Origin of the sequence: Steroidobacter flavus, from assembly GCF_042651805.1 — a bacterium.
Classification (GTDB): Bacteria; Pseudomonadota; Gammaproteobacteria; order Steroidobacterales; family Steroidobacteraceae; genus Steroidobacter; species Steroidobacter flavus.
On sequence record NZ_JBHSDU010000003.1, the window covers coordinates 3010528 to 3025009 of the forward strand.

General features: G+C 63.0%; 13 protein-coding genes. 4 read left to right on the top strand and 9 right to left on the bottom strand.

The features are described 5' to 3' along the window. Positions 1-2: 2 nt before the first annotated feature. The 6 genes from ACFPN2_RS18765 to ACFPN2_RS18790 form a co-directional block, all read right to left on the bottom strand. Entirely contained in the window at positions 3-344 is a 342-nt protein-coding gene (locus tag ACFPN2_RS18765; RefSeq protein ID WP_380599226.1) for a DUF3325 domain-containing protein, read from the bottom strand. After that, entirely contained in the window at positions 344-1924 is a 1581-nt protein-coding gene (locus ACFPN2_RS18770; protein ID WP_380599228.1) for a PepSY-associated TM helix domain-containing protein, read from the bottom strand. The genes ACFPN2_RS18765 and ACFPN2_RS18770 overlap by 1 nt, the downstream gene beginning before the upstream one ends. Continuing rightward, a complete protein-coding gene (locus tag ACFPN2_RS18775; protein ID WP_380599230.1) occupies positions 1921-2214 on the bottom strand; it encodes a DUF3649 domain-containing protein in 294 nt (97 codons plus the stop codon). Before ACFPN2_RS18775 ends, ACFPN2_RS18770 begins: the two co-directional genes overlap by 4 nt. 192 nt (positions 2215-2406) lie before the next feature. Beyond that, positions 2407-2631, bottom strand: coding sequence for a hypothetical protein (locus tag ACFPN2_RS18780; protein WP_380599232.1), 225 nt, complete (start codon positions 2629-2631; stop codon positions 2407-2409). 68 nt (positions 2632-2699) lie between these two features. After that, on the bottom strand, positions 2700-3779 hold the full coding sequence (locus ACFPN2_RS18785; protein WP_380599234.1) for an efflux RND transporter periplasmic adaptor subunit: 1080 nt from the start codon (positions 3777-3779) through the stop codon (positions 2700-2702). Then, positions 3776-6874, bottom strand: a complete 3099-nt coding sequence (locus tag ACFPN2_RS18790) for an efflux RND transporter permease subunit (RefSeq protein WP_380599236.1) — start codon at positions 6872-6874, stop codon at positions 3776-3778. The genes ACFPN2_RS18785 and ACFPN2_RS18790 overlap by 4 nt, the downstream gene beginning before the upstream one ends. Positions 6875-7047: 173 nt before the next feature. On the opposite strand from ACFPN2_RS18790, the gene ACFPN2_RS18795 reads away from it, so the two are divergent. Together ACFPN2_RS18795 and ACFPN2_RS18800 are read left to right on the top strand one after the other, a co-directional pair. Continuing rightward, complete coding sequence (locus ACFPN2_RS18795; protein ID WP_380599238.1) at positions 7048-9093, top strand: MDR family MFS transporter; 2046 nt, start codon at positions 7048-7050, stop codon at positions 9091-9093. Beyond that, complete coding sequence (locus ACFPN2_RS18800; protein ID WP_380599240.1) at positions 9086-10327, top strand: MFS transporter; 1242 nt, start codon at positions 9086-9088, stop codon at positions 10325-10327. Before ACFPN2_RS18795 ends, ACFPN2_RS18800 begins: the two co-directional genes overlap by 8 nt. A gap of 24 nt (positions 10328-10351) precedes the next feature. Here the strand turns inward: ACFPN2_RS18800 and ACFPN2_RS18805 are convergent, their stop codons facing one another. From ACFPN2_RS18805 to ACFPN2_RS18815, 3 genes are all read right to left on the bottom strand, one after another. After that, positions 10352-10570, bottom strand: coding sequence for a DUF6496 domain-containing protein (locus ACFPN2_RS18805; RefSeq protein ID WP_380599241.1), 219 nt, complete (start codon positions 10568-10570; stop codon positions 10352-10354). 73 nt (positions 10571-10643) lie between these two features. Further along, on the bottom strand, positions 10644-11846 hold the full coding sequence (locus ACFPN2_RS18810) for an exo-beta-N-acetylmuramidase NamZ family protein (RefSeq protein ID WP_380599243.1): 1203 nt from the start codon (positions 11844-11846) through the stop codon (positions 10644-10646). A gap of 3 nt (positions 11847-11849) precedes the next feature. After that, positions 11850-12410, bottom strand: coding sequence for a DOMON-like domain-containing protein (locus ACFPN2_RS18815; protein ID WP_380599244.1), 561 nt, complete (start codon positions 12408-12410; stop codon positions 11850-11852). A gap of 193 nt (positions 12411-12603) precedes the next feature. Between ACFPN2_RS18815 and ACFPN2_RS18820 the strand changes: the two genes are divergently transcribed. Both ACFPN2_RS18820 and ACFPN2_RS18825 read left to right on the top strand, forming a co-directional pair. After that, entirely contained in the window at positions 12604-13845 is a 1242-nt protein-coding gene (locus ACFPN2_RS18820) for an MFS transporter (RefSeq protein WP_380599247.1), read from the top strand. A gap of 72 nt (positions 13846-13917) precedes the next feature. After that, positions 13918-14460: an RNA polymerase sigma factor gene (locus ACFPN2_RS18825; RefSeq protein ID WP_380599249.1), complete on the top strand. Its 543-nt coding sequence runs from the start codon at positions 13918-13920 to the stop codon at positions 14458-14460. Positions 14461-14482 lie beyond the last annotated feature (22 nt).

Below are 14482 nucleotides of genomic sequence, written 5' to 3' on the forward strand. Positions count from 1 at the left end.
CCTCAATGCATCATCGCGCTGACCAGAAAGTGACCCACCAGGGCGCAGACCGGCAGTCCGAGCCCTAGCCCGGCTGCTAGCCGAGGTCGATAAGTCAGCAGTAAAACGAAGCTCACGGCGCTCGCAGTGAGCATGCCGAACCATTCCACCGTGCCGATCGGCCAACCCGCGTGCGCGGCGGCCATGAACAACGACACGATCAATGCTATCCAGCCAGCGGCGCGCAGGAGGTGCCTTTGTAAGGGCGTCGGCTCCCGCTGCAAGACCTCGCGGGCATGGCGGCTCATGGCGAAGCATAGCGCCGCCCACCCCGAGTACGTCAGCGCGAATGGGAATAAGGACATTACGCCCGCTCCGCTTCTGCCGGGAGATTCAGGGGTTCCGCAGCCTTACGTTTCGAGGGTTTACGGGAAGTCGGGGTACGCGAGGCGTACCAGGCCGTCAATCCCAACAGGGCGGCAATCCCCAGCATTGTCAAATCGAAACCCGCGTAAACCCAGTTGCCCTGGGCCAGGGTGATGCCCAGGTGGGTCTGGGTCGTCACGGCGTTGAGCACCGGCAGGGCGGCGAACAGGGCTGCGCCCACCACGAACTGGGCGGTCCAGGCGGCCCGGGCGGGGCGGATCATGGGAAGCGCGAAGCTCAGCAGCCAGGCGGCGAAGAAGGTGCGCACTTCCCAGTCCGGGCGGCCTGCCAGTTCCACGGGCAGGAGCCGGTTGGCGTAGAAGAACGCTGCGATTGCGATCGGCAGGCCGGTAATGACGCCGATATTCAGCACTTCGACGAGCCGGTGGCCGAACGGGGTGTAGCCCAGCTTGGCCCGCTCCGGCGCCCGCTTCACCGACCACAGCACCAGGCCGCTCGCGACCATCAGAATTCCGCCGAGGCCGGACAATGCAAACAACCAGCGCAGGGCGGTCGAAGAGAAGGTCGCCATGTGCAGGCCGAACATCACAGCGCGCGTCTGAGACGCGGGCGCGGGTTCGCCCGCGACCGACAGCAGCTCGCCCGTCGTGCCGGAGAAGACGGCCGACTGATTGTTCGTGGACAGCCGGTGCTCGTTGTCGCGACGGATCGCGATCCGCGAGTTCGCATCGGAGGGATTGTCGATCGTGATGAAGCCCACGTTTGCACCGTTCCAATGATGGCGCGCTGCCACGATGAGCGGCTTGATATCGGTCAAATGGCCCGGCTGATTGGCGGGTTTGATCTCCGCGGGAATTCCCAGCGCTTCAGCGAAAAAAGCTTCACGATCTTTGCCGTAGTTCGCCTGCACGCCCCACGGCATGTACAGGAACATCAGCGTCACCAGGCCCGTGTACGTGATCATCACGTGATAGGGCAAGGCGAGCACGCCGACCGCGTTGTGCGCGTCGAGCCAGGAGCGCTGGCCCTTCTTCGGCCGGAACGTGAAGAAGTCCTTGAAGATCTTTTTGTGAGTAATCACGCCGCTGATGATGGCGACGAACATGAACATGGCGCAGAAGCCGACCACCCAGCGGCCCCAGATGGGCTTCATGCTCAGCTCGAAATGAAAGCGATAGAAGAAGTCGCCGCCGCGGGTCTCGCGCGCCGTCACTTCTTCGCCCGTGGCGGGATTCAGCAGCACGCTCTTGAATCCTTTCCGCCCCTCGCCGCCGTTCGGATCCCGGTACGTCACCCGAAGGATTGGCTCACGCGCTTCCGGCATTGAAATGAACCAACGCGGCGAGTTCGGTGCGCGCTCCCGAAGCGTCGCAATCGCCTTCGACGCCGCGTCCGCATCGGCCTTCACATCGCGCAGCTCCGGCCGCATCCATTGTGAGATCTCGGGCCGGAAGTAACTCAGCGTGCCGGTCACGAACACCGCGAACAGAATCCAGCCGACCACCAGTCCGGACCAGGTGTGCAGCCACGCCATCGATTGCCGGAAGCCTTCTTTCATGACGCCGCCATCATTCCGTGTAACCAAACGAGCGCGCCGAGCACGATCATGGGCGCGATGATCCCGATCCAGGCGCGCGTCGCGGAGCGGGTGGCGAACACCCAGATCACGACGCAGGTGTAGATCAGGAAGGAGAGCAGCGTCGCCGTCATCGACGCTTCAGCTCGGGAGAGCGGCAGGAAGATCGCCAGCGCGGTGATCGCGAGCGCCGTCAACGCGTAGCCGCCGACGATGGCGGCCAGCGCGCGGGACGCGACGGCGAAGCGATATGAAGCGGTCAGCGATGCCATCTCGACTCCGTGATCGCACGAGGGCGAAGAAATGAGGGATGGCTGGCAGGCCGGGGCCGACGTGTCCTTACAGGCTCCGAAGCGGGCTGGTCCCGGATGGATTCAATGCGGCGGCAATGATAGTCATTCTTATTTGGAAAGCCAATGCGCGACGGCGGGTGCAATTGGCGAATCGGTCCGATTCATTGGCATTCAGGACGAATAGGCACCGGTGCGAGGCAAAGCCTCCAGGGCCGCCAGGCACTCGGCACCGATGCGACGGAAGTCGTCGCTAATCCGTGTGTCAGCCACGATCGTGCGCCAGTACTGTTCCGCCAGGCGTCGTGCCCGGCCATAGCACGCCATGGTGTCCGCTGTCGGGGTTGCCGGGACGAACGTGCGGGTGATGATTTGATTGTGCTTGGGGGCGAATAACATCGGCAGCATGTCGTAGGCGGGTGCCAGGGTGAATGTGCCGTCGTAGCATGGGTTATTGATGAATAGATTCAGGCCTCCGGCCGAGGCTGGGCTTTCAGGGAGGCGTCGCGCGTGAGGATGGTGACGCGTTGGCCGTCCTGGAGGCGTTCGACGCCGCGGATCACGACGACGTCGCCGGGGTTGACCGGTCCGTCGATGGTGACGAGGTCGCCGTCGGTGGTGAGGGAGGTGATGGCGACGCGTTCGGCGGTGTTGTCCCGGCGGATGCGCATCAGGTAGTTGCCAGTCTGGCGGACGGCGATGGCGTCGCGGGGGACGACGAGGGCGTCGGTGGCGGCGCGTTCGGGGAGGCCGACTTCGAGGGCGGAGCCGACGTTGAAGGCGCTGTCCGCCAAAAGCATGCGCAATTCGAACTGGCGGGAGCGTTCCTCGCCGACGGGCACGACCGTCCGCACCGTCGCGGGGATTTGCTTGTTCGCGACTTTGATGGGCAACTCCATGCTCGGCTTCACGCTACTCAGCAGTGCAAGCGGCGCTTGAACGCGAGCTTCGACGTGAATCGTATCGACGAGGCGCGCGATCGACGCGCCGGTCGCGACATACTCGCCGCGCTGGGCGAGGCGTTCAGTGACAACGCCGGAGAACGGCGCCCGCACTTCAGTCTGTTCCAAATCATGCTGGGCGGAACGGTGGCGAACCTCCGCCTGCTGTAACTGAGCCGTGAACATCTGAAACTGCGACCGCACCTCGTCGATTTGCGTTTGTGAGATGGAGTTGTTGGCGAGCTTCTCGATCCGTTGCAGTTGCCGCTCGGACATCGCGCGCTGCGCATCGATGCGCGTCATCTCGGCCTTCGCATCTTCGACTCGCAAACGAACGGCTTCATCTTCCAGCTTGGCGACGCGCTCGCCGGCGCGAATCCGTGTGCCCACTTCAGCGACATATTCCAGTCGACCTGCGGCGCTGGTCGCGAGCCGGGCATCGTTGCGACTGACGACACTGCCTGGAACCCAGCGTCGCGGGGCCACTCGCGTCACTGACGCTTGGGCGACTTCGACCATCACCACCGGCAGATCGGGCTTGGCCTGCTGAGCGCTCGCACTCGCGGCGAGCAGCAGGAGTAACAATCCATTCGTGGCTCGCATCATCGCGCGGTCTCCGTTAACAAATCGGCGTCGTGCGTCGCCGGGGCAGGCGAGCGACGCTCATAGACAAGTCGCATCAAGCTCGGCAGCAGCACGATCGAGAACACCATGCTCACGATCACGCCCGCGACATTCACGGCCGCGAGGCCGCGATAGATGGTGCTCGCTGGCCCGGGATTCACAACCATGGGCAGCGCGCCGAGCGCGCCGGTCAGCGTGCTCGCGACCATCGCGCGCAGTCGCTGATTCAACGACATCCGCAACGCATCTTCGAGACTGTGGCCGTGATTCATCGCCTCGCGGGTCAGATCGACCAGCAGGATGGCGTGATTGACGATGATGCCGATCATCATGATGAAGCCGATCATCGTGAGCAGGTCCAGCGGCTGGAACGTCACCACGTCCAGCAACCGAATGCCAAGCACGCCGCCGGCGAGAGCGAGCGGCACCGTAAGCACGACCACCAGCGCGTCGCGCAGCGAATGAAACATCGCCGCCATCAGCATGAACAACACCAGCAACGCGAGCACGAAGTTGCCGCTCATGGTGCCGATGATGTTGTCGAGCCGGTCGGCGCTGCCCGCGAGGCGGATGTTTGCATCCGCCGGCAGGTCGGCACGCAGCCGAGGTACGATGTCGCTATTGATCTTCGCGAGCATGTCTTCCAACGACAGCGTAGGCGGCGGATCGATGGTGAGCGTCACCGTGCGATGGTGATCGACGCGCCGGATCTGCTCAGAGACCAACGTCGTCTCCAATGTCACGAGCTCGCCGAGTGGCACCACCTCACCAGACGGCGTAATCAACGGCGCCTGCGCAATGTCCTCGGGTGTCTCGCCGAGATTGGTTCGCAGGATCACCGGCAACCGCGCTTGGCCATCGAAATATTCCCCAAGCCACGCGCCGTCCCCGAGCGAGCGCACGACGGTGCCGAGCGCGGCGCGGTCCCAACCGACTTCAGCGATGCGTCGATCGTTCGGCTCGGCCCTCAACTCCAGCACTTGCACGTCCGTATTCGGGAACGACTGAACGTTTGCGCCAGGGAACGTTTGTTCCAGCAGTCGCCGACCCGCCGCGGCGGTCGCGTTCAGCGCAGCGGTGTCGGTCGTTTGCAGATGAATGGCGACAGAGCGGGCCGAACCGCCGATGCCGCCGAACAGCTCTCCTTCATTGACGAACACTCGCGTATCGGGAATGCCGACGACAATCTCGTCGCGCACGATGCGTTCCAGTTCGCCAATGCGTTCATCGTCGACCACGCGTGCGCCCAGCGTGCCGCCGCCCGGCCACAGCAGCACATAGTAGTTCTTGAGCTGCGGCTCTTTCTCACCTGTCATGTACGGCTGCATGCGTTCTTGCAGCTTGGTGACGATCTCGCGATCCACCGTCGTCGGGCTCATGCCGGGCGGAAAGCTGAAGAACGCATCGATGGCGGCGCGCTTCACCGGCGGCAGATAGTCGAGCTTCGGCAGAAACACCCACGACAGTACCAAGGGAGCAACCAGCAGCACGAGCACCCACATCACTTGCTGGCGCCGAGTGCGCGTCCACTCAATCACTTTATCGGTCAGTCCCGGCCAGCCTTCGCCGTAACCGGATTTATGTATCGGGCCGCCGAGCCATCGTCCGCTCGCCGCCGGCACCACGGTAATCGCGACCAGAATGGAAAACGCGACGGCGATGGAGATCGTCAGCGCCAGGTCCGCGAAGATCTGACCTTCCACATCCTTTAGAAACAAAACCGGCAGAAACACCGCAATCGTCGTGGTCGTCGACGCGAACAGGGCCGGCACGACCTGGCGCGTGCCGTCATGCGCCGCTTGCTCGATGGGCATGCCTGTTTCTCGTAGTCGAATGATGTTGCCGGAGACGACGATGGCGCCTTCCACCACCATGCCGACGGCAAACGCCAATCCCGCGAGCGAGATCACATTGATACTGCGACCGGCAAGATGCAGCGCGCAGAACGTCGCGAGCAAACAAATAGGAATCGTCGTCGCGATGATCACGGTCGCGCGGACATTCCGCATGAACCACCACACGCACACCAGCGCCAGCAACGCGCCGACAACCAGATTCTCGATCAGTAAATTGACGGCGCGCGTGATGAATAACGACGCGTCAAACGATTGCTCGATCCCAAGGCCGCGCTCGCGCAGCGGGCCTTCACGCAATTCGGCGACGACCTTCTTCACTTCGTCCAACGTGCCGAGCACATTCGCGCCCGGCGCCCGCAGGATCTGCAGATCGATGGCCGGATTGCCGTTCTGATGCGAGTAGGTGAGCTTGTCGGGCGGGCGAGTCTCGACGACGGCGACATCGGACAGCCGCACCGGTTGACCGTCGCGCCAAGCAAGCACGAGCTGACCCAATTGATCGACGTCGTACCGGCCGGCGTAACGCAGGGCGTATTGCCGCCGGCCGACGTCGAGCTGCCCTGCAGAAACATTGTTGGCGCTCGCGGCCAGTCTCGCGATCTCGGGAATGCCAACGCCGAGCGCGGCGGCTCGAGCCAGATCGACGGTGATGCGAATGTCGTTCGGCGAGCCGCCGTTCACCAGCACGCCGCCGACGCCAGGCACCGACTCGATCCGCGGCCTCACGACGTCCTCGATGAAGCGACGGTACTTGTCGACCGGACCTTCCGTTCCCGGCAGCAGCTGCACGAAAAAGAACGTGAGGTTTTGATTCGCGTCGCCGCCGAGACCGCCCAACTGCACGACGGGACGGTCGGCGTCGCGCGGCAAAGGCGGCAAGCGACTCATGCGACCGATCACGTCGACCAGCGCCGCCTTCATGTCGGTGCCGATGGCGAACGTGAGCACGATATCGGTGCCGCCGCTGTTGGCGTTGCCGGTAATTTCCTCCACGCCCGACAGGCCCTGGAGCACGCGCTCCTGCGGCTCGAGCAGCTCGGCTTCGGTTTCCTCGGGCGAGGCGCCGCGCCAGGCGGTCGTGATGGCGATGGTCGGCCGCTCGATATCGGGAAACAGCTGCAGCGGCAGCTCGCGCAGGCTGAGCGAGCCGAACAGGGCGACGAGCAGCACCGTCACTCCGACGGCAATGGGGTTGCGGATGGCAGCGGCAACGACGCGCATCGCACGACTTCCTTCAGGTATAGCCAGGTGCGGATTGGACCGCAGCTCGGTACGCCGGTTTGGGCCATTGCGACCAGTCGAATTCAAATCACGACGGACCGAACGTTGTGGTGCGGGGCGGCGGCGGACGGTTTAAGCTCTCGGGCGTTTTTTGCGACTCAGAACACCCACCCTTGAGCGACTCGAGCGACTTACAAATCACGTCCGCCGAAAGGCGCCTGACGCTGGCGGCGCTGGCGGTCGTAGTACTGCTCAGTGCCCTCGATCAGACCATCGTCGCCACGGCCATGCCTCGTATCATCGAGCAGCTGCAGGGCCTGTCGATGTATGCCTGGGTTACGACGGCGTACATGCTCACTTCCACGGTGTCGGTGCCGCTTTATGGCAAGTTGAGCGATCAGTACGGCCGCAAGCCCATCCTGATTATCGGCGTCGTCACGTTCCTGGTCGGCTCGGCGCTGTGCGGACTGAGCGGCGAGTTCGGCCGCATGCCGGTGTTGGGCGAAGGCATGATGCAGCTCGTGGTGTTCCGCGCTTTGCAGGGGCTGGGCGCCGGTGCATTGATGACGGTGTCGATGGCGGTCATGGCGGACATGTATCCACCGCGTGAGCGCGGCAAGCTGTTCGGCGTATTCGGCTCGATGTTTGGTCTGGCCACGGTCATCGGGCCGTTCATCGGCGGCTTCTTCACCGATCACGGCACGGTGTCGTTGGGCGGCTATGAGATCGCGGGCTGGCGCTGGGTGTTCTATGTGAACCTGCCGCTCGGCGCGCTGGCCTTGTTCATGATCATTTATCGAATGCCTCCGTTGCGGAAGGGTGGTGGCGGCAACATCGACTATCTCGGCGCGATGTTGATCGTAATCACCGCGGCGACCTTGCTACTGGCACTGACCTTGGGTGGCACGCACTACGCCTGGGATTCGCCTCACATCCTCGGCCTGTTTGCCGTGTCAGTCGTGGCGCTGGCGATTTTCATTTGGGTCGAGCAGCACGCTCGCGAGCCCATCCTGCCGCTGCATCTGTTCAGCATCCCCACCTTCCGGCTTGCGACGATGGGCTCGTTCGTCATGAGCATGGCGTTCCTCGGCGTCGTCATGTTCATGCCGTTGTATATGCAGGTTGTGCAGGGCGTTTCAGCGGTGCAAAGCGGTGTGGCGTTGCTGCCGTTGATGCTCACGCTGATTGTCAGCAGCATCGGCTCGGGTCGCATCGTCGCGCGCACCGGCAAGTACAAAGGCTTGATGATTTCTGGCGGTGTGCTGCTCGCGGCGGGCGTCTGGTCTTTGACGGGCCTCACGGCCGATACGACGCAAGCCGATTTGACCTGGCGACTCGCGCTGACCGGCCTCGGGCTCGGGCCAGCGCAGACGTTGTTCAATCTCGTGATTCAGAACGCCGCACCCGCCAATAACATCGGCGTGGCGACCAGCATGAGTCAGTTCAGCCGAGGCATCGGGTCGACGGTTGGTGTGGCGATCTTTGGCACGCTCCTGACGCATGCACTGACCGCCGAGTTGCCCAAGAACGTTCCTCAGTTGCCCGGCGGCGGCAACTTCTCGCAGGTGGATCTCGCGCACGCGCAGAGTCAGGCGATGAACGTCGACAACATTCGCGCGCGGGTGCAGACGGCGCTCGATGAGCGATATCAGGTGATCGAGCGCGCCTTCAACGAAGATCAGCGCGCGGTCGAAGATGTGCTCGCGGATTCGCGACTGCCAGAAACGCTCAAGGCGCCGCTGCGTGACGGCGGTCTGCGCGCGAAGACGCATGATGAACTGGTGAAGCGCACCGATGACTTGGTCTCTGAACTGAAGTCGGGCACCAAAGGCCGCGATGAGTTGCTGGACGATCCGGATCTGTCGCCGGCCATGAAACAACAGCTGGCCAATATTCCGTCGCGTGCTTGGAACGAGCCCGCAGTGATCGCGGGTGTGGCCGCGCTGTTTCGCGACAGCATGCTCGCCACCGAGAACGCCATCGTTGCGAAGCGCGCTCAGCAGGCGCTGCAGATGGTGAAAGCCGGCATCGCGATGTATTCGAACAAGCTGGTCGCGGACATTCAGCGCGGTGTGAAAGTGGCGTTCGCGGCGTCGATCTCTCAGATGCTGGAACGAGCATTGTGGATCGTCGGTCTAGCGCTGCTCGTGGTGCTGTTCATTCCCGAGCTGCCATTGCGTGCCAAACCGCATTCGGACACGGCCGCCCCCAGTGAGTAACGCGACCACCACCGCGCCGGCGCATCGATCTTTCGCGGCCCTGCGCCACGCGAGCTATCGCGGCTTCTTCTTCAGTTTCGCCGGCGCGATGATGGCCGACAGCATCGAGCACGTCATCAGCTACTGGATGATGTTCCAGAAGTTCCAGTCGAACGCGCTGGGGGCGTTCGCTGTGGTGTCGCACTGGCTGCCGTTCCTGCTGTTGTCGTTGCCGGTGGGCGCGCTCGCCGATCATTTCGATCCGCGTCGGCTGATCCAGATCGGCATGGTGATGTTCATGGGCGTGTCGCTCGCTTGGGGCGCGCTGTTCGTCACGGACACGCTCGAGGTCTGGCATGCGATGGCATTGCTGACGTTGCATGGCATTGCCGGCGTGTTGTGGACGCCCGGCGCGCAGGTGCTGCTTCATCACGTCGTGCCCAAGGAAGACCTGCAAAGCGCAGTGCGTTTGAATGCAACGTCGCGGCAGCTCGGAATGCTGGGCGGTCCGGCGATCGGTGGCGCGTTGTTGATGCTGCTCGGTCCTTCGCACGGCATTCTGCTGAATGCGCTGTTCTACGTGCCGACGATCATCTGGCTGTGGAAGGCGCCGTATTCGCGAGCCGAGGCCGGGCAGGGGCCGCCGCGCCGCGCGTTGCTCTCGCTGAGCGATGTGACATCGACGCTTCGACGTATTCGTTCAATTCCGACGCTGTTCGCAATGATCCTGCTGGCAGGTGGCGCATCGTTCTTCATCGGTAATGCTTACCTGCCGCAGATGCCTGACTTCGCGCGCTCGCTGGGTCACGCCAATGCGGATCTTTCCTACAGCGTGCTGTTGGGCGCTGATGCGGTTGGCGCGCTGACGGCGGGCTTCATATTAGAGAGTCGCGGCTGGCTGCTGCCGAATCCGCGCACGGCGATGATCCTGGCGATGCTGTGGTGTGTCGCGCTGGCCGGCTTCGCAATGTCGTCGATTTATTCGCTCGCGGTGCTGTTGCTGTTCATCGCCGGCTTCATGGACCTGTCGTTCAACTCCATGGCGCAGACGCTCGTGCAGTTGAACGCGCCGGCCGATATTCGCGGTCGCGTGCTGGGTGTGTTCTCGATGATGGCGTTGGGGCTGCGAACGTTCAGTGGCGTGACGGTCGGGTTGATGGGCGCGGCCATCGGTATCCATACCTCGCTTACCCTTAGCGCGCTGGCGCTGATCGCACTCAGCGCGCTGTTGCTGGTGCGCACCTCCAGGTCATAGCTGGAGCTGCGCACGCGGCCCGGCTCATTTCTTCTTCGAGCTCTTTTTCTTCCGGCTGCTCTTTTTCTTCGGCACCTTCGCGCCAGAGCGCCGTGCCTCGGACAAGCCGATCGCAATCGCTTGCTTGCGGCTCTTCACCTTCTTACCGGAACGACCGCTGCGCAAGGTGCCGGCCTTGCGTTCGCGCATGACCTTTTCGACCTTCTTCGAGGCTTTCTTACTGTATTTACGCTTCGTCGCCATAACGACTCCTCGGTGTCGGGATAAGTTAGTCCCGACCCACCAACGCCTTGCGACAGCGGGCTGTTCCGAAAGGTCAGCGATAGATCAGGAAATCCTTGCGCTCCTCGGCCCACGATTTTTCATCGGGCTGAGCGATCGCATCCAGATCCGCCGGCGTTGACTGCGCATCGTCGACCCATTCGCGCAGCTGCGGGCCGCCGTTGATGATGTCGATGGCGAGGCGGTCTTTCTCATATTCATAGTGAAAGTCGCGCCACAACGGATAGTCGGGATGCAGGCGACGAATGGCTTTGAATGCCAATGTTTGCAGCCGCCATGGCAGAAATGCCTGGTGGTCGTAGCTCGGATCTTCGACGTGAATTTGCAAACCTGAACAAAGTTTCCCGACATGCTTATGAAATGTCGGCTCAAAGTAACAGGGGCGCAGCCGGCAACCCTTCAGCCACTGCGGTGCCAGCGAGCGCATTTCGCTCAACACTTTGTTGGCATCAATGTCAGGCGCGCCGAACAATTCGAGCGGCCGCGTCGTGCCGCGTCCTTCGGACAGCGTCGTTCCTTCCAGCATCACGGTGCCAGCGTACGCGCGTGCCATCCAAAGATTCGGCGCGTTGGGGCTGGGATTCACCCAGGTTCGTTCGCCGAGCGGCCAGCCGTAACCTGGCGCGGCTTCGGGCTGCCAGCCTTGCATCTCTATCACACGATAATCGACGTTGAGCTTGAGCGTGCGCACGAACCAGTGCGCGAGCTCGCCGAGCGTGAGGCCGTGCCGCATCGGCAGCGGGCCCGCACCGACGAAACTTTCCCAGCCGGCGCGCAGACGCAATCCTTCGATCGGTCGGCCCGCCGGATTCGCGCGATCGAGCACCCATACCGATTTGCCATGCTTCGCCGCTGCTTCGAGCACGTAGCGCAGCGTCGTGATGAACGTGTAGATGCGACAACCGAGGTCCTGCAGATCGACCAGCAGCACATCGAAGGGCTGCATCATCTCGTCGGTGGGTCGACGCACTTCGCCATACAGGCTGAACACTGGAATGCCGTGGGCGGGATCGTTGAAGGTCGGCGACTCGACCATGTTGTCCTGCTTGTCGCCGCGCAGGCCGTGTTGAGGGCCGAAGGCAGCGGTGAGCTTCACTCCCGCAGCGGCGAGCGCATCCAGGGAATGAGTCAGATCCGGGGTGACGGAGGCGGGATGCGCAAGCAGCGCGACGCGCTTGCCCTGTAACTCACGACGCAGCGACGGCTCTTCGAGCAGCCGATCGATACCGAACTTCATGCTTCAATCTCCGGCCAGCCGCAGGGCAAAGCCATCGCGATGGTGAAAGTCGGGCTTGCCCGGCGGATGCGCGAGCGCCCAATAACAAATACGGCCCTGTTCATTCTTCATGACCGCCGACACGGCCAGCCGCAGCTCGCGACCTTTGATCTCGTTAGCGGTCAGCCCGGGAATGGCGCCGAGATGAATGTCCACATCGGCTTCGAGATAGTCGGTGTGACGTCGGACGATCACGCGTGGCGCGGGCATCGGGTCGATCGAAGTCACGCCCTGCCGATAATTCTCGAATCGATACACCGCCCACTGGCTCGAGGGCGAGAAGTTGAATTCGAAGTAGCTGTCGCTGTCGGTGAAGCCGATGAAGGCCTCGAGGCAGGTGTGTTGCCACAGCAGGTCCTGGAACTTGCTGGCCGCCTGCGCGGGCAGCTGCAAGCGGTCGATGTCGCCACGAATCCGGTAGTCCAGCACCAGCAGGTCGGTCGTGAGTGAATCGACTTCGACCGTGATGCCGGTGACGATGTCGTCGGGCGTCGAGGGGTGGCACAGCAGGGCAGTCGGATTCATGCACCTATTCTATGCCAGTCGTCCGCCTCGCGGGCGTCAGTGCCAGTTCGAGATTGCCGCAATGTCGTCGCGGGCGCCCCACCCGGGGCGGCGAGCCCACCGGCTTGATTTCAGGGGTTGGAGCGAAGTCGCTTGTGAGAGGTGCGAGCTTCCGGGCATCCTGCGCGCCATGCAGTCACAAGAGCAGCCGGCCATGGCCGCAGCTGTCGAGGACAAGGCGCGCGTAGGCTGGGGATTCATCACGCTCCACGCGTTGGCCTACACAGGCACGTGGCTGGCGTTGCTGACGCCGGTGCTCGTGACTATTGCTCTGAAGGTGCGACATCTCGCGCCGGAAACCGCCGCGTCGAGTCTGTCGCTGGTGCTGGGCCTCGGTGCGTTCTTCGCGCTGGTCGGCAATCCACTGTTCGGTCGACTGAGCGATCGGACCACGTCGCGCTTTGGCATGCGTCGACCTTGGTTGATCGGTGGCGTGATTTGCGGCGCGTTCGCGCTGTTGTTGATCGCAACGGCGAACAGCATCGCGATGGTGCTGATCGGTTGGTGTCTGGCACAGCTCGCCTTCAATGCGGTGCTGGCAGCCATCATCGCGGTCTTGCCCGATCAGGTTCCAATCGAGCAGCGCGGCACTGTGGCCGGCGTAATGGGGGTTTGTTTGCCGCTGGGGCAGGTGAGCGGCACATATCTGGTGCAGTCGGTGGCCACTTCGACGTTACACACATTCATGGTGCCGGCGTCGATCTGCGTCGTGCTGGTGCTGGTGTTTGCGATGACGTTGCGCGATCGGCATCTAGCCCCGGGCGAAGTGGAGTCGCTGGGCTGGCGCGACGTGATCGCGATCTATTGGGTGAATCCCCGCCACTATCCGGACTTCGGCTGGACCTGGCTGAGCCGCTTGTTCTTCGTGCTGGGCAGCGCGTTTCTGAACACGTATCAACCGTTCTATCTGATCGACAAGCTCGGCCATACGGAAGGGCAGCTGCCCACGCTCATCTTTCAAGGCATCCTGGCGCAGACCGTCGCGATCGTGGCGGTGAGCATGCTCGGCGGACGATTGTCGGATGCGATCGGTCGACGCAAGGTTTTCGTGGCGCTCGGCGGCGCGGTGTATGCGATCGGCTTGTGGGTGATCGCGGTCGCGCCGGACTATCCGACCTTTCTGCTCGGCATGACCATCACTGGCATCGGTCACGGAATTTATTTCGCGGTCGATCTGGCATTGGTCACGGATGTGTTGCCGAATCGATGGCGCGATGCTGCCAAGGATCTCGGAATCTTCAACGTCGCAAATGCTTTGCCTCAAGCTATCGCCCCCGCCGTCGCGCCGGTGATCCTCGCGCTCACCGGTGGCAATTACACCTGGCTGTTCGCGGTCGCCGGCGCGATCACGTTGCTGGCGTCGGTCACCATCCTGCCCGTCAAGACCGTTCGCTGACTCACGCGGTTCCGGTATCCGGTTCCGACACTCGTTCTCGTTCCAAGCGGGTGCCGGGGGCGGGTGGATTCGATGGGACAAGCCGCGGTAGCGGATCAGCTGCAAGCCTGCTGGCAGGAGCTCGCGGTCTATTTGCGGCGGCGGGTGGGCGATCCGGCGTTGGCGGCGGATCTGGCGCAAGAGGCGTTCCTGCGGCTGGCCGCGTTGCCGGAGAACGCGATCATTGCGAATCCGCGAGGCTATCTCTTCACAGTGGCGCAGCGGCTGGTGGCCGATCATTGGCGTAGCAGCGCCACGCGTTACGAGAGGACCGCCAACGAGGAAACATTGCATAGTGCCGTCGACCCGACGCCACGGCCGGATGAAACGCTGATCCAACGCGAGGCGGTGAGCATCCTGAGCGCCACCATCGAAGCCTTGCCGCCGCGGACGCGCGAAGTCTTTCGTCTCCACAAGTTCGAGAATTTGAGCTACATCGAAATCGGCCAGCGTCTGGGCATCGCCAGAAACACCGTCATGGTGCATATCACGCTGGCGCTCGGCCGTTGCCGGGATGCGCTCTGCGATTATCGCAGCGGCGCGACTAATGCTTCCCGCGGTCCCGTCCGTCTTTAGACATGGACCGGTTTCCCCCAGC